The organism is Cupriavidus sp. 01L46 (assembly GCF_056399905.1).
Genome location: NZ_JBFTSF010000006.1, coordinates 1 through 20219 on the forward strand (window position 1 = coordinate 1; position 20219 = coordinate 20219).

The window sequence follows — 20219 nt, forward strand, 5'->3', positions numbered from 1 at the left end:
GATCGGGCGCGACCTGCAAAAGGCGCTGGGCCAGCCGGTGGTGGTAGAAAACCGCCCCGGCGCCTCGGGCAATATCGGCGCGGATATCGTTGCCAAGTCGGCGCCGGACGGCTACACCTTCCTGATGGGTACGGTTGGCACCAATGCGATCAATGCCAGCTTCTACCGCAAGATGCCCTACGATACGACCAAGGATTTCACCGCCGTGGCCATGGTCGCCTCGGTGCCGAATATCCTGGTGGTCAATCCCGCCGTGCCGGCAAAGAACGTCAAGGAGCTCACGCAGTTCGTGAAGAGCGAAAGCGGCAAGGCCACCTTTGCCTCGTCGGGCGCGGGTAGCTCGATCCACCTGTCGGGCGAGCTGTACAAGGTCATGACCGGAACCCAGATGGTGCATGTGCCGTACAAGGGCAGCGCGCTGGCGGTGACCGACCTGATGGGCGGGCAGGTGCAGATCATGTTCGACAACGCGCCGACCTCGCTGCCCTTCGTCAAGCCCGGCAAGCTCAAGGCGCTTGCCGTGACCGGCACCCAGCGCATGAGCGCGCTGCCTGATGTGCCGACGATGGAAGAAGCCGGCCTGCCGGGCTTTGTGACCGGCTCGTGGTTCGGCCTGTTTGCCCCCGCCGGCACGCCGCGCGAGATCGTGTCGAAGGTGAGCGATACGGTGATGGCGGCCATGCGCAGGCCCGAGTTCCGCGAGCAGCTGGTCCATGCCGGCGCCGAGCCGGACCCTAAGCCCGCCGCAGAATTCCAGGCCTTMGCGCTGGCCGAGAAGGCGCGCTGGGAGAAAGTGGTCAAGGCGGCCGGCGTATCGGTCAACGAGTAAAACCCCGGGCGCGCCGGCCGCGCCCGACCTGACGGAGCCCCTATGCAAAGCCAACCCCCAGCCACCGTGCGCCACGATGCCGCCGCATTGCGCAGCATGGCGCAGGCCATGTTCGAGCGCGCGGGCATGCCCGCCGACCGGGCCGCCGACGTGGCGGACATCCTGGTCGAAGGCGACCTGATGGGCCACGATACGCACGGCCTGCAATTGCTGCCCACCTACCTGGCCGAGATCGAAAGCGGCAGCATGGCCGTCAAGGGGGACTACGAGGTGCTGGCCAACCGCGCCGCCGTGGCCACCTGGGACGGCAAGCGCCTGCCGGGGCCCTGGCTGACGCTGCGCGCCATGCAAAGCGCGATGGCGCGGGCGCGCGACTACGGCACCGGCACGGTCACCATCCGCCGCGCGCACCATATTGCGTGCCTGGCCGCCTACCTGGAGCGTGCCACGCGGGAAGGCTTCGTCATGCTGCTGTACTCCTCGGCGCCGGCCGCCATGACCGTGGCGCCGTTCGGCGGCACCCGCCCCGTGTTTTCGCCCAGCCCTGTGGCGGCGGGTTTTCCCACGCCGGACGGCCCGGTGCTGATCGATGTTTCCACCTCGGTCACCACGGTCGGCCTGACCACGCGGCTGTACAAGGAAGGCAAGCGCCTGCCGCACCAGTGGCTGATCGACGAGAACGGCAACGCCAGCGACGACCCCGCCGTTATGTTCCCCCCGCATGCAGGCTCGATCCTGCCGCTGGGCGGGCTCGAGGCCGGCCATAAGGGCTATGCGCTATCGCTGATGGTGGAAGCGCTGACCGCCGGCCTGTCCGGCCATGGCCGCGACGATCCGGGCAAGCGCTGGGGCAATACCGTGTTCCTGCAGATACTGGACCCGTCTGCCTTTGCCGGCGAAGAAGCCTTTGCCGGGCAAATGGGCTGGATCGCGMGGGCCTGCACGGACAATCMGCCGCGCCCGGGCGTGGATCGCGTGCGCCTGCCGGGGCAGGGCGCGCTGGAACGCAAGGCGCGCCAGCTGCGCGATGGCGTGGCGCTGAACCCCGCCATCCTGCCGCAGATCAAGCCCTGGCTGGACAAGTTCGGCATGGCGGCGCCTGCGCCGCTGCCCTGAGGCGCAGCCCGGCACCGAGGCGCGATCAGTCCTGCCAGAAGCCCGCGTGCGCCTGCGCCGCCTCGTCCTCCAGCGCGGGGCCCAGCACGGCAACGCTGTGCTGCCCGCGCGCGAACACCTCGCGGCAGGGCAGCGAGAAGGTAGGGTTCTCGGGGTGCGCGCCGGTCAGCGTCAGCAGCCGGTGCTCGGACAGCGCGTACACCACCCGCCCGATGTTGCACCAGTAGATCGCGCCGGCGCACATGCAGCAGGGCTCCGCGCTGGTGTAGAGCGTGGCGCTGGCGAGCGCCTGCGGCGACAGCTTGCGGGCGGCTTCGGCTGCGGCGGCCAGTTCGGCATGCTGGGTGGGGTCGCCCTCGGGCGGCATCGAGTTGTTGCCGGCGCTGGCGACGATATTGCCGTCGGCGTCCGCCACCAGCGCCGCAAAGGGGTGCCGCCCGCGGGCGCGGGACGCCTCCGACAGGCGGATGGCCTCGCGTAGCAGGCGCAGGTCCTGTTGGCTCAGCGCCGTGGCAGACGCAGCGGTGGCATCGGCGGCAATCAACGTGGTCATGGTCTGGTCCCGGTGGGTTTCGTGAAGGGTGCAGCGACGCGGCGGCGCGGTGGTCTGGTGCGAATCATGACATGCGAGCCGCAGGGCCTGGCCGCGGCCGCCGCCGTCTGGGCGCCAAGGCGCTGGTGCCTAGCGATCCTGCGCGCGCAGCGCCGCTTCGATGCCGCGAATGCTCTCGACCAGGCGCGGGCGCACCGTCTCAAGCAATAGCGCGGCCGGCACGATGGCGGTGGGGCCGCTGCACGACAATGTCATCGGCGGCAGCGCCGGGCCGGGCCGGAACGCGGCGGCGATCGAGTTGATGTCCGGCAGCCATTCGCCAAACGACGTGGTGCAGCCCTGGCGTGCCACCTCCGCGCGGCTGCGTTCCACAATGGCCTGCGCACTGGGGGCGTCCATCCCTTCCTGTTGCCGGAAGGCAGCCAATGCTTGCCGTTGCTCCACGGCGGGCAACGCTTGCAGGTAGGCACGCCCCGCGGCCGAGGTCAGCCCGGAAATGCGCGTGCCGACCGCCACCCGCAACGTCAGGTACGACTCCGACTGGCAATTCTCAAAGATCAGCATCTGCGCCCGATCGCGCACGATCAGCGATGTCACGCCCTGGGACAGGTCGGCCAGCTCCTGCATGAACGGGCGCACCACCGCCAGCACATCCACGCCATGCTGCGCCGCGGGCGCGAGGGCCAGCGCCGAGCTGCCGAGCTGGTACTTGGCCAGCTCCGGGTCCAGGCGCAGGTAGCCCAGCTCCGTCAGCGTATGCGTGAGGCGCGATACGGTGGATTTGGGCAAGCCGCAGCGCTGCGCCAGCTCGGCGTTGCCCAGCCGCGTCTCAAAGCTGCGGAAACTCGCCAGCACATCGAGGCCCCGCGCCAGCGCGGTCACGAAATGCCGGTCTTCCTTGTGCTGCTGCACGTGCTGCTGCGCTTGCGTTTCGTGCGGCGGATCGTCGGTATTCGGGTCGGACATGGGTGGCCTCGGCTGGCTTGGGGGGCTTGGGGGGCTTACCTGAGGCCTCAGCCWGCGCTGGCCAGCAGCTCACGCAATTTGGCCTTGAGGATCTTGCCCGACGGTGCGGCCGGCAGGTGGGCCACGATCCTGACTTCTGCCGGCATCTTGTAGGGCGACAGCTGCTCACGCAGGAAGGCGCGCAGCGCGGCCTGGTCCAGCGTCATGCCCTCGCGCACTTCCACAAAGGCGATCACTTCCTCGTTGCCTTCTACCGCGCGTCCCACCACCGCCGACTGCAGCACGGCCGGGTAGGCGTTGATCGATTGCTCGACTTCCTCCGGGTACACGTTGAAGCCGGAGTGGATGATGATTTCCTTGGAGCGCCCCACGATGGAGACGGCGCCGTCGGCATCGATGCGCGCCAGGTCGCCGGTGTGCAGCCAGCCATCGGCGTCGATCACCTGCGCGGTCAGGTCGGCTCGGCGGTAGTAGCCCTTCATCACGTTGGGGCCGCGCACCAGCAGCTCGCCGCTGCCATCGGGCAGGGGCTCGCCCAGGCGGATCTCCACGTCAGGCACCACCGGGCCCACCGAGCAATCCGTGCGCGGCGATTCCACCCGGGTCTGGCAGACCGTGGGCGAGGTCTCGGTCATGCCATAGCCGTTGTGCAGGATGATGCCGAAGCTCGCTTCAAACGCCGCCTTGAGCGTGGCGGTGAGCGGCGCGCCGCCCGATTGCGCCATGCGCAGCGCGCTCGCTTGCAGCGGCGTTGCCTGGGCGCGGCTCCATTCGATCAGCTTGGCGTACATGGCGGGCACGCCATGCAGCACGGTGAGCCGCTGYGCGACCAGCGCGTGCGCCAGCTTCTCGGGGCGGAAACGCGGTTCGTAGAATACCGTGGCGCCGTTCGAGAGCGGGCCCACCAGCAGCACGGACAGSCCGTAGACRTGCGAGATCGGCAGCACGCCGTAGACCCGGTCGCCCGGCTGCACGCGCGCCTGCATGCGGTTGGAGCGGCCGATGAACATCAGGTTGGCGTGCGTCAGCATCACGGCCTTGGCGGCGCCGGTGGTGCCAGTGGTGTAGATCAGCGCGGCAACCTGGTCGCGCGCCGCTGCGTCCACCGGCTCAGCCACGGCGGCTGCATTGAGCGCGCCCAGCAGCAGCTTGCCCGCATGCGGCCATTCGGCCGGTTGCGCGCCGCGCGCCAGGCCGTGCTCGCGCGCTTCGGGATGGGCGTTGTCGAGGTAGAGCGCGATGCGCGCGCTCGAGTGTTCGATGATGTTATCGATCTCGCGGGCGGACAGGCGGGCATTGACCGGCACGGCCCATGCGTCCAGCGCGCTAAGCGCCAGGATCAGCACCGCACAGCCCACGCTGTTCTCGGTCACCAGCACCACGCGATCGCCGCCGCGCACGCCGACGCCTGCCAGTGCGCGGGCGGTTTCGGCAATGGCGCTGTCCAGCTCGCCGAAGCGCAAGGACCGCTCGGCGTCCATCAGGGCCACGCGCTCGGGGTGGCTCTGGACCCAGGGGCCGATGGTCTGGTGCAGGCGGGAAAATGCAGCGGCAGGCGAAGCGGACGGGGCGGCAGCCGGCGCGTGCGCGGCGGGCGTGGGGGTGCTACTCATCACAGTCTCCAGATAAGGCGTCCGGCGTGGGCCGCCGGATTTTTCGATGGCGGAATACTCCCACCGATCGCCTTACACGTCAACTGCACCGTGGAATCCATGTTCTGCATTGCAGAACATGGATTATCCAGCCTCAGAACCGGAAGCGCGCGACCCCAGCCGACAGGCCTGCCGCTTGCTCATCCAGGCTGGCCGCCTGCGCCGTTACGGCTTCGACCAGCTCGGCGTTCTGCCGGCTGGTCTGGTCGAGCTGGGCCACCGCCTCGCCCACCGAGCGGATGCCGCGCGCCTGTTCGTCGGCCACCCCGCACAGCCGCTCGGCCAACTGGTGGCTCTGGCCTACCGCCTGCTCGATGCCGCTCATGGCGCTGACCACTTGCCCGCTAAGCCGTGCCCCACGGGCGATCTCCGCGCTGGCCTGCCCAATGGTGGTGCGAATCTCGCGCGCGGAGTTGGCGCTGCGCTGCGCCAGCCCGCGCACCTCCTGTGCCACCACGGCGAAGCCGCGCCCGGCCTCGCCCGCGCGGGCCGCCTCCACGGCGGCGTTGAGCGCAAGGATGTTGGTCTGGAAGGCAATGCTCTCGATCACTTCGACCATTTCCGCGATATTGCGCGAGTGCTGGTTCACCGTGTCCATGGCGCCGCTCATCTCGTTCACCACCGCCATGCCGGCGTCGGTGGCTTCGCGTGCCTGGCGTGCCATGGCGCTGGATTCGGTCGCCTGGGCGTGGGCTTGGCCGACCAGCGCGGTGAGGCGGGCGACGCTGTCGGCGGCGGCGGCCAGTGCTGCCGCTTGCAGCGCGGTGCGGCGCGACAAATCGTGGTTGCCGCTGGCGATGCCTTCGCTGGCCGCGGCGATCTCGGCGGCGGAGAGCTGGATCCCTTCCAGCACGCCGGCGAGCTGGTCGCGCATGCGCGCCAGCAGGCTCATCAGGCTGTGGTCGTCGCCAGGGCGCACGCGCACGGGTTGCTGCAGGTCGCCCGAGGCGATGCGGCTGGCTACCTTGGCCGCGTCCGCCGGCTCGCCGCCCAGCTCCGAGTGCAGCAGGCGCGAGGCAAACCAGGCCAGCGCGGCCGCCGCTGCAAGGCTCGCCACCAGCATGCCGACCATCACGGCCTGGGCGCGCAACTGGCTCGCGGTCACGGTGGCGACCGTATCGGCGGCCTGCCGCTCCTGCTGCTTGCGCGTGACCTCTACCAGATCGGCCAGCTTCTGTAACTGCTCGCCAAGAAAATGGCCGTCGACCGAAACGGCGCTGTCAAACTGCAGGGCGTCGAGCGGCTGCTTGTGCAGCAACGTGACATAGTCACGCAGCATGGCTGCGGCGCTATCGCGTTCCGCTTGCAGCGCGGTGGCCTGCGCGGGTGCGGCGGTGCGCACGGTGCCAAGTGCCTGGTCGAGGCGGGCGAGGGCGCTATCGATGTCGGTGGTTGCGCCGTCGCGCTCGGTGCTGCTGGTCGCCATGGTCAGGGAAAGCTGGGCGCGGCCCAGCCGGGCCAGCGCCGATTGCGCGCGCTCCGCGGCGATGGCGCCCTGCATATCGCGTTGATAGAGCGTATCTGTCATCTGCTTGACCGAGACGAGGCTGAAAATGCCCGTCAACCCCACTACGGCGCCGAACACATAGACCAGCGCAAATGCCACGCACATGCGCGCGCTGAGGGGAAGCCGGCCCAGCCAGGCGGGCATGCGCCGGCCGGCGCGGCGTGGAAGGCGAAGGTTGATGGCTTGCAACACGGTTGAGACTCCGATGGACCACGCGGCCCATATGCTGACCCTGGGGTGCCGCCATCTCGCGCGCCGGCTTGCGGCGCCAGCTTGCCGCGGGTGACGGCATGACTTTGTTATGGCTTGCATGCTCCCCGAAACCTGTGACGCATGAATGACATCCCGCCATTGCGCAGGGGTAATCGGCTTTGTCATCCGGGTGACACATGGCTGACATGAAATAGAGGGCGAGTCACATTGGCTCACCAGCTCCTTGCGCCTGGCGCCGCGCCTCCCCACGTCACGTTCACTCCGCCCATGCAGATTGCCTCCCCCCTGGCCGGCGCGCCCGTGCCGCGGCTGCGCTTGCCGCCGCTGCACGCCGTCTTCCAGCCTATTGTGGTGTTCGGGACCGGCCAGGTGCTGGGCTACGAGGCGCTGGTCCGGGGACCTGCCAGGTCATCGCTGGCCATGCCGGATGCCTTGTTCCGGCTGGCGCGTGACGAGGCCGAGACCATCTCGCTGGAGCTGCAGGCGGCGCGCACCGGGCTGTCCACTTGCCTGGCGAATGGCTTGCGCGGCAAGCTGTTCCTCAATTTCAGCGCGATGGCGCTGCGCTACCTGCTGGCCGACGGCGGGAGTGCCATGCGGGCCTTGGTGGCGAACAGCATCGCGCCGGATCGGATCGTGATCGAGGTAACCGAGCAGAGCCCCATCGAGGACGCGGAGCGCTTTGGGCAGGCGATGGCCGTGCTCCACGAACTGGGCATGCAGTATGCGCTGGACGATTTCGGCACCGGCCACGCCAATCTCGACCGGCTGGTCCACCTCGCGCCGCACTACACCAAGCTGGACAAGTCGCTGGTGCGTGGCATCGGCACGTGCTCGCGCCGGCTTGAAGTCGTGCGCACGGTGCTGGCCCTGGTCAAGGCGCTGGACGGCGAGGTGATCGCCGAAGGCATCGAGGACGCCGATGGGCTGGCGGTGCTGCGCGATCTCGGCGTGCCCTACGGGCAGGGCTACTACCTCGGCAGGCCAGCGCCGCATCCAGTGCTCAGCCCGCGCTGAGCGGGCCTGGCCGAGGCGGCCGCGCGCCGGTCTCATCCAGGCGATATCCCTTGCCATACACCACCGTGATGACCAGCCCATTGCGGGGGTGKAGCTCCAGCGCCCTGCGCAGGCGCGATACCAGGCTCGCCAGGGCGCGGGACAACGGTGGCAGCGAATAACCCCAGATCGCGCGCTCGATTTGGGCATGGGACAAGACGCGGCCGACGCTGCCAAACAGCAACGCGGCGAGCTCGAACTCCTTGGGGGGCAGCGCGAGCCGGCGCCCCTGGAACACGGCCTCGTGCGCCAGGCAATCCAGCGAATAGCACCCGACCGTCAGGTCCGGGCTCGGCATTTGCCGGCGCGAGGCGGCGCGGCGCTGCAGCGCGTGCAGCCGGGCCACCAGCTCGCGCGCGCGCAGCGGGCGGATCATGTAGTCGTCGGCGCCCGCCTGCAGGGTATTGACGACCGAGTCTTCGTCGCGCTGGTGGGAAACCACCAGCACCGGTACCTCGCTGCGCCAGGCGCCGCGCACCGCGCGCACGGCTTCCACGGCAGGCATGTCGGCAAGCTCGTGGTCGATCAGCAGGACGTCGTAGCCGGCTTGGTCAATGCCACGGAAGAGCGCCCCGCTTGCGGGGTAGGTGTGGCAATGCACGCCGGCGCGAGCGAGGGCGTCTGCAATGGCTTTGGCCTGAAGCGACAGATCCGCTAGCAGTGCGATCTTCATAGGAGTTGTCCAACTGGCATTAGTGCGGTTCGCGGGCCGGCGCGCGCATCGGCTGCCGGGCCACTCAGGCTGTCAATGTGCCTGGGCCGGGCGGCCACCGGCCTGCGCGCGAGGCGATCCACGCAGGATAGTCCGCGGAGCGAGGGATATCACTCGGAACAATCTGCAAGGACGGGCAGAAGATTCCCAAAGCAGGCGGGGAGTCAATCCACAAGGCGACTGGTATCGCACCAGGCCACAGTCGATTGTTGCGGCGCACGTACACAATTTGTCCACAATTGCCGGATCGTGTTATCCACAGCTTGTGTGGATAACCGTGCTTGACGTGCCGCGCTTGGCCAATGGTGGCGGTTATGTATCGGACTGCCTAAATTTTGAACAGGAAGGCGGGTGATGCCTTGCCGGCGAAGATGGACGCAGACAAATTCAGTGCGGCAGGGTGCGAGGCAGCAAGAGGGGCGGCCGGGATTCGCAACATCCGCTGATGTAGGGGTGTCGTGGCATGACGCCTTCCAGGATGGATAGCGTGTACTCCTGAACGACCCCAAGTAGCCTCACTAAGCCATGGAAGGAGGCCTTCAGCGCACCGGCTCATTGCGCTCAGCGATCGCCTTGGCCATTGCTTCAGCCTCAGTGCCGCCCAGACTCCGCAGTCCGTACACAACACCGTCTCGATCGGCCTGCGTGCGATTTTGACTCACCTTCCACTTTCCGCGCAGTGAACTCAGCTTGATCTCGATGCCGACGATCGCGCGCAGGGTCGCATTAATGAAATCTTCAGGCGCATCGCTCACCGCCCACGGTACCGGGCGCGCAGCCTCATGGCGCTCGCTCAGGCGGGTGACGAATGCGCGCAACCAGTCCGCATCCTCAACGGCGCGTAGCCTGCCGCGCCCCTGCACCATGATGTAGTTCCAGGTCGGTACGACTTTGCCGGTGGCTGCCTTGCTCGGGTACATCGATGGCGAGATATAAGTTTGCGGGCCTTGGAACACAATGAGCGAGTCCACATCGGTGCGCGATTCCCTCCACAATGGATTTGAGCGCGCCACATGCGCGCGGAGGATGCCCGGGCCGCCCTCCGGGTCTGCTTCGAGCAAAAACGGAATGGTATTTGCGACCATCTCGCCAGCCGGATCCTGAGTGACCAGCAGACCCAGGGGATGGGTGCTGATCAGATCGTGCAACAACTCGGGGCGCGTTTCTTCGAAATGAGCAGGTATGTACATGGGACACCCTTTTGTAAAATGGTTCCTTATTCTAAGATGGCGTTATTCACAATAAGGAGCCATTTCTTGGCAATGCGAGGAGCCGTTCAGGGTCAATTGCGCCAGCAGGTCTATCTACGCCTGCGCGAAGGCATCGAGACTGGGGTCTTCGCGGCTGGCGCCCGCCTGCCGCCCTCGCGCGAGCATGCACGTGTACTGGGCGTGTCACGCAACACGGTGCTCTGGGCAGTAGAGCGCCTGCAGTCCGAGGGCTACTTGGTCGCTCGGGTTGGCGATGGCACCTATGTGGCAGAGCGTAGCCCTCCGGTTCGTGGCACTGCACACGGGCTGAAGATTGTCGCGCACCAGTTGTTGTCGCAGCGTGGTCGCTTGATTGCCGAGACCGGTTCGCRCTGGAACCCCGCCACGGGCGAGGCATTACCCTTTCGCCTTGGTCGCCCGGCGCTGGAAGCGTTTCCGTTCGCCATATGGGATCGATTGGAGCGAAAGACACCGATCGCCACTCGCGTCGTTGGCGCCGGTTATACCGAGGCTGCCGGCCATCCACCGCTGCGCGCTGCGATCGCGCAATGGCTATTGGTGTCCCGCGGCATCCGCTGCGATGCGGGGCAAGTGCTGATCACCGCCGGCTCGCAACAGGCATTGGACCTGGTTGCGCGACTGCTGCTCGACGTTGGCGACGAAGTGCTGGTCGAAGACCCGGGCTATCCAGGTATCCGTGCCAACTTAGTAGCGCATGGGGCACTGGTGCGGCCAGTTCCAGTCGACGCGCAAGGACTGTGCATTGCGCAAGGCGCACCGCTTTATCCGAGAGCAAAGCTCGCCGTTGTGACGCCAACGCATCAGTTCCCGCTGGGCGTACCCATGAGCCTGGCTCGCCGCAGCACCCTGATCGAGTGGGCCCGAGCGAATCGAGCATGGATTGTCGAGGATGACTATGACGGCGAATTCCAGTACGGCGCCCAGCGGATTCCCGCGCTCTGCAGCATGGCGCACGACGCGCGCGTACTGCATGTAGGCACGTTTTCGAAGTCACTGGGTGCGGGGCTTCGATTGGGGTTCATCGTGCTGCCTGATGAACTGGTCGATGCGTTCACGCGAGCGCGGGCGTTGAGTGATCGCCAATCGCCCGGCGCAGTGCAGGATGTACTCGCGCGATTCATCGCCGAGGGTCATCTGCTACGTCACCTGCGTCGCATGCGAGAGTTATACCGAGAGCGTCAGGCCTCGATGATTCACCATCTCACGCGAGCCACCAACGGTGCGATTGCGCTTGAACCCAGCTTACATGGCATGCATCTCGCCTTCGAAATAGGTGGACAAATCCGAGACACTGATTTGAGCCGGCGAGCGCAAGACGCAGGCGTGCATCTCGCGCCGATCTCGAGCTATTGCATCGCGGCAAAGCGCCGCGGTTGGTTGTTCGGATATGCGGGCTACGACGAGGCTGCGCTCGCTCGTGCAGCACGTGCGCTGGGGCGGCAATTGGGATGATCTGGAAGGACTAAAGGTACGGGCGATCCCTCGAGACCGCGATCCTTGCGAGGCAGAGCGGTTGGTCACGACGCAAGGTGCGTATTGCAATGCGTTGGCCGGCAGGGGAGCTTGATCGTCAGATTGTCCGATTGCCCGATTGTCATAACGAGACGCGGCGGCCAATCTCCACCACCTGATCGCTGGGCAGCCGGAAAAGATCGGTAACGTGCATGCCGTTCCTGACCATCAAGGCGAACAGCTTGCCTTGCCAGCGCGGCATCCGGCTGTCGCCCTCGCGCAGCACGATGGTCTCCAGGCCCATGTAGTAGGTAATGGTGCCCAGGTCCAGCCCGCAGGGCAGCAACTGGGGCAGTAGCAGCAGCTTGGGAATATCGGGCCGCTCCATAAAGCCGTAGCGGGCGTTGGCGCGCCAGAAGCCCGGCATCAGTTCCGTCAGCGTCAGGCGCTCGGCATCCTTGATCCACGGCACCGTCTCCGTCACGATGCTCACGGCAAGGATCTTTTGCTGCAAGGCGTGGTTGCGCTTGACATGCCACAGCATCACCGGCGGCGTGCCATCCAGCGTTCGCGTCAGGAACACCCCGGTCCCAGGCACGCGCGGAACGTTCTTTGCCCGCACCTCGGCCAGGAACGCTTCAATCGGCATGATGTCTTCGTCGATGGCTGCCGAAATCGCGGCCGTGCCCCGATGCCAGATCGACATGACGCCGTAGACAACCGCCGCCAGCATCAACGGGATATACCCGCCATCCAGTACCTTGGCGAGATTGGCCACGAAGAACCCGCCGTCGATGGTCAAGAAGACGCCGGACACGGCCGCGCTGGCCCACAGGCTCCAGCCCCAGATATCGCGCATGGCGATAAACAGCAGCACGGACGTCATCAGCATGGTGAGGGAAACGGCGATGCCATAGGCGGATGCCAGTTGATCCGATGACTTGAAGAAGAGCGCCAGGCCGACCGTCACCACCATCAGCAGCCAGTTGACCGTGCCGACATAGATCTGCCCATAGCCCTCCTCGGAGGTCTGCCTGATCCGCAGATGCGGCAGCCATCCTAGCAGGATCGCCTGGCGTGTCATGGAAAAGGCGCCGGTAATGATGGACTGGCTGGCGATCACCGTCGCCATGGCGGCCAGGATGACCAAGGGCACCAGCAGCGGCGGCGGGCAGAGCAGGTAAAAGATGTTGTGCGTTGAGTCGGCCCCGGACAATACCAGCGCGGCCTGTCCGGCATAGTTGAGCAGCAGGCTGGGAAAGACGATGACGGACCAGGCGAGGCGGATCGGGCGCGGCCCGAAATGGCCCATGTCGGCATACAGCGCCTCGGCGCCGGTCACGCAGAGGAAAATGCCGCCCAGCACCAGGAAACTGGTATAGCCATTGGAGAACAGGAATTCCAGGCCATAGACCGGATTGAGCGCAATCAGGATCGATGGGTGCAGCAGGATGCCGCGAATGCCAAGCACGGCTATGCACAGAAACCATAACGCCATGATCGGCCCGAAGGTCCTGCCGATGCGGGACGTTCCCATTGGCTGAATGGCAAAGAGCGCCACCAGTATGGCCACCGTGGCCGGCAGGATAATGGCTTTGGCCTCGGGAAAGACAATCTCCAGCCCCTCCAGCGCGGAGAGCACGGAGATGGCCGGTGTGATTGCGCCATCGCCATAGATCAACGCCGCCCCGAACAGCCCGGCGGCCACCACCAGCGGGCGTTTTTTCTTCTTGATCCCCAACAGCGACATCAGAGCGAGAATGCCACCCTCGCCGTTGTTATCGATGCGCATGGCAAAGGACACATACTTTACCGTCGTGATGATGATMAATGTCCAGATCAGCAGGCTCAGCAGGCCCAGGATAACCGGTGCCGACGGTTTGCCGCCCGAGAGCGCAAGCACGGTTTTCAGGGTGTAGAGCGGGCTGGTGCCGATGTCGCCAAATACCACGCCCAGTGCGGACAACCCCATGATGGCGAGGCCGGAACGGGTTTTAGCGGGTGTATCGATCAGCGCAGGGGCTTGCGGCATGACTATCTCTCCAGGCAACCCATTGAAGAACATTCCGGGAAGCCCGGGATGGAGATCATGGTTTGTAAGCCAATATGATGATAATCGCGAGGCAAGACCCGTGGTCTGTCGGCGAAACGTGGACTGGCCCGAGCGCGAGGCGCTGGCCAGGGCGGGCGGCCCGGCAACCGCGCGTGCAGGTTGCCAAGCTGGCTGGTTGTGGGTGGGGTAGCCGGCGGGCCACCCTGGCGGGCAACGCGGTCAGGCTGCCGGAACCGGACGCCMGGTCAGCGGATAGTTCGGATCGTTGTAGCCATGCGTGGAGGCATGTCCGGGGCGCACCAGCTGGTCAACCAGGGCCTCCTCTTCGGCGGAGATGGGCACGCCGACGGCGCCAAAGTAGTCCTCGAACTGTGCCAGCGTGCGCGGCCCGGCAATCACCGAGCTGATGATGGGGTTGGCCAGCACCCAGGCGGTGGCGAACTGGCCCAGCTTGAGGCCGCGCGCATCGGCGTGCGCCTTCAGCGTCTGGGCAATCACCAGCGATTCCTCGCGGAATTCCGTTTCCATCATGCGGCGGTCGGCACGGCCCGCGCGTGAGTCTTGCGGGGGCTGCTGGCCAGGCAGGTACTTGCCGGTGAGCACACCGCGCGCGATCGGGCTGTAGGGCACCACCCCAAGGCCGAAGTGCTGGCAGGCCGGCAGGATTTCCACCTCGGGCATGCGGTTGAGCAGGTTGTAGTAAGGCTGGCAAACCACCGGGCGCGGCACACCCAGCTGGTCGCACAAGCGTGCGGCCTCGGCGATGCGCCAGCCGCGGAAATTGGACAAGGCCCAGTAGCGGATCTTGCCGGCACGGACCAGGTCGCCCATGGCACGCACGGGTTCTTCCAGGTTTTCGCCGGGGTAGTCGCGGTGCAGGTAGAGGATGTCGAGGTAGTCGGTGCCAAGCCGGCCCAGGCTTTCCTCGACTTCGCGCAGGATCCAGGCGCGCGAGTAGTGCGAATGGTTGGGCGCAGCCTGCATCGGGTTGCCGAGCTTGCTGGCCAGGATCCAGTCATGGCGGTCGGCGGCGAGCAGCTTGCCCACCATGCGCTCGGAGCCGCCCTTGCTATACACGTCCGCGGTGTCGATGAAGTTGACGCCGTGCGCGCGGGCACTGTCGACGATGCGGCCGGCCTCGGCTTCGTCGGTCTGGTCGGCGAACATCATGGTGCCAAGGCATAGGGCCGATACCTTGAGGTTGCTGGCGCCCAGGCGCCGGTACTCCATCTTGAACTCTGACATTGCGGTCTTCCTTGATGTGGCTGGCGGTAAGGCAGTAAAGCGGTAAGGCGTGAGAGCTTAACGCCTGCGGGGAAATTCTGCCCGCCCCCGGCTCGAGGCTATGCCAGAATGCTAGCCATTGTGGTCCGGCTCCGCCAAGGCGAAAACTAACGATCATGCTCAGCCCCTCCCTCGTCGCGGCGACCGTGCTGGTGTTCCATCTGCTTGGCGTCGTCGCGGCCTTGCACGCGGTCATGACGGTGCGCACCGCGCCCGGCGCCATTGCGTGGGCTGGCTCGCTGGTGATGATGCCGTACTTCACGCTGATCCCGTACCTGATCCTCGGCAGCAGCAGTTTTGCCGGCTACGTGAATGCCCGGCGCTTCAACAACGACCGGTTGCGCGAGGTCACGCACGAGATGGGGCCGCACGAGCGCGAGGCGCGCGACGCCAGCGTGGTGCACTCGCCCTCCGAGCCTTACCTGCGCGCCTTGCCCCGGCTGACCGGCATGCCGTGCCTGGCCAATAACGCGGTGCGGCTGCTGGTCAACGGCGAGGCGACGTTCGAGGCCATCTTCGCGGCGATCGCCGCCGCGCGGCAGGTGGTGATCGTGCAGTTCTTCATCGTCCACGACGATGCGCTCGGGCGGCGCCTGCAGAGCCTGCTGTGCGAGCGCGCTGCCGCGGGCGTGAAGGTGTATTTCCTCTACGACAGCATCGGCTCGCATGCGTTGCCCAGCCAATACGTCAAGACGCTGCTGGCCGCCGGCGTGGAGGCGCGCGCCTTTGCCACGCGGCGCGGCTTTGTCAACCGCTTTCAGCTCAATTTCCGCAACCACCGAAAGCTGGTGGTGGTGGATGGGGCGTGCGCGTTTACGGGCGGCCACAACGTTGGCAACGAGTACCTCGGGCAAAAGCCGCCGCTGGCGCCCTGGCGCGACACGCATATCGAGATCCGCGGCAGCGCCGTGCTGGACTTGCAGATGGTGTTTGCCGAGGACTGGTTCTGGGCCGCGCGGGAGGTGCCGATGCTGCTGCCCCCGCCGGCAGCACCTGCCGGGGGCATGACCTGCCAGGTGGTGCCGTCCGGCCCCGCCGACGCGCAGGAGACCTGCTCGCTGTTCTTCGTCGAGGCGATCCAGGCGGCGCGCTGGCGGGTGTGGATCACCAGCCCGTACTTCGTGCCGGACGAGGCSGTRTTCGCCGTRCTSCGGCTGGCRGTGCTGCGCGGGGTKGAYGTMCGCATCCTGYTGMCGGCGCGSCSCGACCATCTCGTGGTGTTCGCCGCCTCCACGCTGTATGCCTACCAGGCGGTCTGCGCGGGCGTGAAGCTCTATCGCTACGAGCCGGGCTTCCTGCACCAGAAGGTCATCCTGATCGACGATGAGGCCGCGGCGGTTGGCAGCGCAAACCTCGATAACCGCTCGTTCCGGCTCAATTTCGAGCTGATGGTGATGACCGCGGACCGCGATTTTGCCGCCAGCGTGACGCGCATGCTGGAGGCGGACTTCGCGCAGGCCCGCCAGATCGAGCGCAGCGAATACACCGCCGCGCCGAGGCTGCACCGCGTGGCGATGCACGTGGCCACGCTCTTCGCGCCGATCCTCTAGCCGTGCGCGAGGCCCTGCGCTCCGTGCCTACAGATCCGCTTGCGCCGCTTGCATCGAGGTGCCGGTTGGCCAGTCGCGGCGCATGATGATGTAGGTGAAGGACGTCGACCAGCCGATCAGGATCAGGCCCACCAGCGGCTCGATGCTGGCGAGCAGGCGCGTGGCGCCGACCGGCGCGATGTCGCCCAGGCTTTGCGTGGTGAAGGTCTCAAGCGAGAAATAGAGGTAGACGATGGGCGTGATGGGATGGGCACTGGCGAGGCCGCCCAGGCCCAGCACATAGCCCGCCACCCAGTAGCCGACGGCGAACACCATGGCTTCAAGGCTATGGGCCAGGATGATGCAGACGATCAGCACGCCAACGTTGACGCGTCCGGTCCAGCGGCGCGGATTCATGCCTGACAGCAGGCGCAGGGCTTCGTAGTGGATGGCGACCACGGCCACGGTGAGGATGCTGGCGCAGGCCAAGGCCAGGAGATCGTGGACGGTGAGATTCATTGGGCATTCCTTGTCGGGCCGGGCTCGCCTCGGTTGCGACGCGGCACGCGATAGTGACCCCCCTTGCCGCCGGTATGTTCCCCGGAACATGGACGCGCACGGTCACAAACTGCTTGGAATGTAACGGGGGATCACGCGCAATGCCAGCCCGATGCGCACTAGCGCGGCTAGGGCTTGCCCTTCCGGGTGAAGTGGAAGTCCCACAGCAAAAACGCCTGGCCCGGCTGCCGGCATTGCTCATCAATCACAAAGCGCGGGTTGCCCGTGGCGACGAACATGCGTGCAAAGATCCGGCGGATCGCCTTGCGTCCGCGCACATCGTTGAAGGGATCCTTGCAACGGGCATCGTCGGCATAGAAGCGCGCAGTGTCGCCCAGCGAGGCGGGCCTAGTCGAACTCGACGTAGAGTTCGCCGCGTGGCCCGTCAAAGCCAACGCGTGGCACCTTGCCGTGTTCGCGGCTGGAGCGGGCCAGGGCGCGGAGTTCGGCCTGCCTGGCGGGCTCGCGCAGGCTGCGGCGAGCCTTGGTGCTGATCTCGACCGGGCCGCACAGAGGGTTGTCGCAGTCGTACCGCACCCATTGCCCGTAACTGCCTCGGCGGGCGCTGGCTGCGGCCTGGGTGCCGCAAAGCGGGCAGTATGCTAGTTTTTCCTTCATCGCCGTCAATGGTCGTAAAGGGGAGGGGGCAGGGGCAGGGAAATTGGTACAGGCACCATGCAGCCTCGCTGGTAGCAACGCAAAAGCCGAAATGAAACGTGGCCAGCCACGCAGCCAGGTGGTCAACGTCCTGGCAGATTTTGCATACAAGTCTGCGCAGTTCGCGGTTGTGGTGCTGCCCCTCTTTAGAGGGGATCGATTGGACGAAGGGGCGCTCGGGACGCAGTGAGCGCGGTGAGCGCGACGGTCACGGTTTGCGGGCGATGCCCTGGAGCCTGCGGGCCTGGCCCGGGGCGCCTGGTGGCCCGGATTGCCAGGCGCTGCGCGCGCGGCCATACTGAGCGCTCAGCAGTGTCCGTGCCAGAACGATCCCGGAACGATCTCCCCAGACATCCATGCGCCAAGACTCTCCCGACTCGCCAGCCAGTCCCCCGCACGACCATGACCACGACCATGACCATGACCATGGCCATGACCATGAGCATGATCACGGCGGCAGCACGCTCTCCGAGATGGACCTGCGCGTGCGCGCGCTGGAATCCCTGCTGGTGGAGAAGGGCTATGTCGACCCGGCCGCGCTGGATGTCCTGATCGAGACCTACGAGCAACACATCGGCCCGCGCAACGGGGCGCGCGTGGTCGCCAAGGCCTGGGCCGATCCCGCCTACAAGGCTTGGCTGCTGGCGGACGCCACAGCGGCCATCGCCTCGCTCGGTTTTACCGGGCGCCAGGGCGAGCACATGATCGTGCTGGAGAACACGCCCGCCACCCACAACATGGTGGTCTGCACCCTGTGCTCCTGTTATCCCTGGCCGGTGCTGGGACTGCCGCCGGTCTGGTACAAGTCCGCGCCGTACCGCGCGCGGGCGGTGATCGACCCGCGCGGCGTGCTGCGCGATTTTGGTTTTTCGCTGCCGCAGGCGGTGCAGATCCAGGTGTGGGACTCCACCGCCGAGCTGCGCTACCTGGTGCTGCCCATGCGCCCGGYCGGCACCGAGGGCTGGAGCGAGCAAGCGCTGGCGGAACTGGTGACCCGTGACGCCATGATCGGCACGGGCCTGCTGCCAGACGTGACCACGCCGGCTGGGAGCGCCGCATGCTCGCGCTTACGCTCGCCATGGGCGCGGTCGGCAAGTGGAATATCGACACCATGCGCGCGGCCCGCGAAAGCCTGCCGCCGGCGCAGTATCTCGGCAGCAGCTACTACCAGATCTGGTTCGAAGGCCTCAAGGCCATGCTGCTCAAGACCGGCATGGCCAATGCGGAGGAAATTGCCAGCGGCGCATCCACCACGCCGCCGCTGCCCCTCGCGCGCATCCTGAGCGCGGATCACGTTGCCCCAGCCCTGGCGCGCGGCACGCCCAGCGTCCGGCCGGCGCCGGGAGCCGCCCGCTTCCAGGTGGGCGACCGTGTACGCACCCGCCAGATGCATCCCGCCGGCCACACCCGGCTGCCACGCTATTGCCGTGGACGGCAGGGCGAGATCGTGGCTGTGCACGGCGCCCATGTGTTCCCGGATGCCAGCGCCGCCGGGGCAGGCGACCAGCCGCAGTGGCTCTACACCGTGCGCTTTGCCGCCACCGAGTTGTGGGGCCCCGACACCACCGCGGCCTCGGTGTGCGCGGATTGCTGGGAGTCTTACCTTGACCCGGCGGAGGTGGCCCATGGTTGATTCGGCGTCAACGTTGCCCTCGCCCGCAAGCCTGCTGGCCATGCGCTCAGCACTGCCGGCACTGCCTTGCGACAGCACCGGTCCGGTGTTCCGTGAGCCGTGGGAAGCACAGGCCTTTGCGCTGGCGCTCGCCCTGCATGCGCGCGGTGCCTTTACCTGGACGGAATGGGCGGCCACGCTGTCCAAGGTCATCCGCGAAGCCCAGGCCGGGGGCGATCCCGACAACGGCGAGCATTACTACCGCTTCTGGCTGACCGCGCTGGAGCGGCTCACCGCGGCCAAGGGCCTGGTCGACGGCGCCGCGCTGCTGGACCGGCGCAACGCGTGGGACGCCGCGGCCCGGCGCACGCCCCACGGCCAGCCGATCGAGCTTGGCTGAGGTGGCAAGAGGCAGGTTTTAGCGCGATATTCAGGCCAGAGACATGCCGCCGCAGCGCGCCCGGCCACTTGCCCGCCAGCGATCCGGCCCCGCTCGTGCTACCGTAGCGGACTAGACGCTATCAAGCGCCCCGATGCCGCGCCGCCAAGGCCGGCGCAACACTCCGACTGACATGAACGACACAGAGATCCAGCTGATCGGCTCGGCCCGCTTGCCGACCCGTTTTGGCGAATTTACCGCCCACGCCTTCAAGGGTGCCGTTTCGGGCATCGAACACCTTGCGCTGAGCGTCGGCGACATCACCGGCGAGGCTGTGCTGACCCGCCTGCATTCCGAATGCCTGACCGGCGACGTGTTCGGCTCGTGCCGTTGCGACTGCGGCGAACAGCTCGACCTGGCCATGAAGAAGATCGCCGAGGAAGGCCGCGGCATCCTGTTGTACCTGCGCGGCCAGGAAGGGCGCGGCATCGGCCTGGGCCACAAGATCCGCGCCTATGCGCTGCAGGACGGCGGGCTCGACACGGTCGACGCCAACCTGGCGCTGGGCCAGGAAATCGATAGCCGCAACTACGCCTTTGCCGCCGACCTGCTGCATCAGTGGGGCGTCAAGTCGATCCGGCTGATGAGCAACAATCCTAAGAAGAAGCAGGCGCTCGAAGCCGCAGGCATCAAGGTAGTGGAGCAGATGCGCCATATCGTGCCGTCCAACGCCGAGAACGAAAAATACCTGGAGACCAAGCGCGAGCGGATGGGCCACCTGTTGGATTGAAGCCAGGCGGCAATCTAGGTGTCATGGGCCGGTATGGCGCCGGCGCCATACCGGGCTGGAGGGTGCAAA

The 20219-nt window shown here is 66.7% G+C and carries 19 protein-coding genes and 1 pseudogene; 9 read left to right on the forward strand and 11 right to left on the reverse strand.

The genetic code is table 11. The annotated features are described in order from the left end of the window. Window positions 1-829, forward strand: an 829-nt coding sequence (locus AC1DS3_RS02240) for a Bug family tripartite tricarboxylate transporter substrate binding protein (RefSeq protein ID WP_477126613.1), incomplete at its 5' end; no start/stop codon positions are given. 42 nt (window positions 830-871) lie between these two features. Next, on the forward strand, window positions 872-1945 hold the full coding sequence (locus AC1DS3_RS02245) for an Ldh family oxidoreductase (RefSeq protein WP_477126614.1): 1074 nt from the start codon (window positions 872-874) through the stop codon (window positions 1943-1945). Between the two features lie 25 nt (window positions 1946-1970). Here the strand turns inward: AC1DS3_RS02245 and AC1DS3_RS02250 are convergent, their stop codons facing one another. From AC1DS3_RS02250 to AC1DS3_RS02265, 4 genes are all read right to left on the reverse strand, one after another. After that, the gene (locus AC1DS3_RS02250) at window positions 1971-2498 is read right to left on the reverse strand and encodes a nucleoside deaminase (RefSeq protein WP_441638974.1); all 528 of its coding nucleotides are present in this window, start codon (window positions 2496-2498) and stop codon (window positions 1971-1973) included. A 129-nt stretch (window positions 2499-2627) separates the two neighbouring features. Continuing rightward, a complete protein-coding gene (locus AC1DS3_RS02255; protein WP_441638976.1) occupies window positions 2628-3464 on the reverse strand; it encodes an IclR family transcriptional regulator in 837 nt (278 codons plus the stop codon). A 47-nt stretch (window positions 3465-3511) separates the two neighbouring features. Continuing rightward, window positions 3512-5077 (reverse strand): class I adenylate-forming enzyme family protein, encoded by a 1566-nt coding sequence (locus AC1DS3_RS02260; RefSeq protein ID WP_441638978.1) that lies wholly within the window; start codon window positions 5075-5077, stop codon window positions 3512-3514. A gap of 133 nt (window positions 5078-5210) precedes the next feature. Then, window positions 5211-6815: a methyl-accepting chemotaxis protein gene (locus tag AC1DS3_RS02265; protein WP_441638980.1), complete on the reverse strand. Its 1605-nt coding sequence runs from the start codon at window positions 6813-6815 to the stop codon at window positions 5211-5213. A gap of 288 nt (window positions 6816-7103) precedes the next feature. Here AC1DS3_RS02265 and AC1DS3_RS02270 point away from each other — a divergent pair, with 288 nt between their 5' ends. Next, window positions 7104-7853, forward strand: a complete 750-nt coding sequence (locus AC1DS3_RS02270; RefSeq protein ID WP_441638983.1) for an EAL domain-containing protein — start codon at window positions 7104-7106, stop codon at window positions 7851-7853. Here AC1DS3_RS02270 and AC1DS3_RS02275 read toward each other — a convergent pair. Then, a complete protein-coding gene (locus AC1DS3_RS02275) occupies window positions 7840-8565 on the reverse strand; it encodes a response regulator transcription factor (protein ID WP_441638985.1) in 726 nt (241 codons plus the stop codon). The two genes, AC1DS3_RS02270 and AC1DS3_RS02275, sit on opposite strands and share 14 nt — an antisense overlap. Window positions 8566-9143: 578 nt before the next feature. After that, on the reverse strand, window positions 9144-9794 hold the full coding sequence (locus AC1DS3_RS02280) for an FMN-binding negative transcriptional regulator (protein WP_477109538.1): 651 nt from the start codon (window positions 9792-9794) through the stop codon (window positions 9144-9146). Between the two features lie 72 nt (window positions 9795-9866). Here AC1DS3_RS02280 and pdxR point away from each other — a divergent pair, with 72 nt between their 5' ends. Further along, the gene (pdxR, locus tag AC1DS3_RS02285) at window positions 9867-11288 is read left to right on the forward strand and encodes a MocR-like pyridoxine biosynthesis transcription factor PdxR (RefSeq protein ID WP_477126627.1); all 1422 of its coding nucleotides are present in this window, start codon (window positions 9867-9869) and stop codon (window positions 11286-11288) included. A gap of 142 nt (window positions 11289-11430) precedes the next feature. Here pdxR and AC1DS3_RS02290 read toward each other — a convergent pair whose 3' ends face one another. Then, window positions 11431-13320, reverse strand: a complete 1890-nt coding sequence (locus tag AC1DS3_RS02290; protein WP_477126615.1) for a potassium transporter Kup — start codon at window positions 13318-13320, stop codon at window positions 11431-11433. 240 nt (window positions 13321-13560) lie between these two features. Beyond that, entirely contained in the window at window positions 13561-14586 is a 1026-nt protein-coding gene (locus AC1DS3_RS02295) for an aldo/keto reductase (RefSeq protein WP_477126616.1), read from the reverse strand. 155 nt (window positions 14587-14741) lie between these two features. On the opposite strand from AC1DS3_RS02295, the gene cls reads away from it, so the two are divergent. Next, window positions 14742-16175: a cardiolipin synthase gene (cls, locus tag AC1DS3_RS02300; protein WP_477126617.1), complete on the forward strand. Its 1434-nt coding sequence runs from the start codon at window positions 14742-14744 to the stop codon at window positions 16173-16175. A 27-nt stretch (window positions 16176-16202) separates the two neighbouring features. Here the strand turns inward: cls and AC1DS3_RS02305 are convergent, their stop codons facing one another. The 3 genes from AC1DS3_RS02305 to AC1DS3_RS02315 form a co-directional block, all read right to left on the reverse strand. After that, complete coding sequence (locus AC1DS3_RS02305) at window positions 16203-16673, reverse strand: ion channel (protein ID WP_441631819.1); 471 nt, start codon at window positions 16671-16673, stop codon at window positions 16203-16205. A 167-nt stretch (window positions 16674-16840) separates the two neighbouring features. Continuing rightward, window positions 16841-17107, reverse strand: a complete 267-nt coding sequence (locus tag AC1DS3_RS02310; RefSeq protein ID WP_477126618.1) for a nuclear transport factor 2 family protein — start codon at window positions 17105-17107, stop codon at window positions 16841-16843. Beyond that, window positions 17061-17330 carry a hypothetical protein gene (locus AC1DS3_RS02315; RefSeq protein WP_441631815.1) on the reverse strand — a complete coding sequence of 90 codons (270 nt, stop codon included), beginning with the start codon at window positions 17328-17330 and terminating at the stop codon, window positions 17061-17063. The genes AC1DS3_RS02310 and AC1DS3_RS02315 overlap by 47 nt, the downstream gene beginning before the upstream one ends. 395 nt (window positions 17331-17725) lie before the next feature. On the opposite strand from AC1DS3_RS02315, the pseudogene nthA reads away from it, so the two are divergent. The 4 genes and pseudogenes from nthA to ribA all read left to right on the forward strand — a co-directional run. Beyond that, window positions 17726-18406, forward strand: a pseudogene (nthA, locus tag AC1DS3_RS02320) (nitrile hydratase subunit alpha); the annotation flags it as partial. Between the two features lie 41 nt (window positions 18407-18447). Next, on the forward strand, window positions 18448-19002 hold the full coding sequence (gene nthB / locus AC1DS3_RS02325) for a nitrile hydratase subunit beta (RefSeq protein WP_477126628.1): 555 nt from the start codon (window positions 18448-18450) through the stop codon (window positions 19000-19002). Further along, window positions 18995-19381 (forward strand): nitrile hydratase accessory protein, encoded by a 387-nt coding sequence (locus AC1DS3_RS02330; protein ID WP_441631811.1) that lies wholly within the window; start codon window positions 18995-18997, stop codon window positions 19379-19381. The genes nthB and AC1DS3_RS02330 overlap by 8 nt, the downstream gene beginning before the upstream one ends. 172 nt (window positions 19382-19553) lie before the next feature. Continuing rightward, entirely contained in the window at window positions 19554-20150 is a 597-nt protein-coding gene (ribA, locus tag AC1DS3_RS02335) for a GTP cyclohydrolase II (RefSeq protein WP_043355124.1), read from the forward strand. The last annotated feature ends 69 nt before the right edge of the window (window positions 20151-20219 follow it).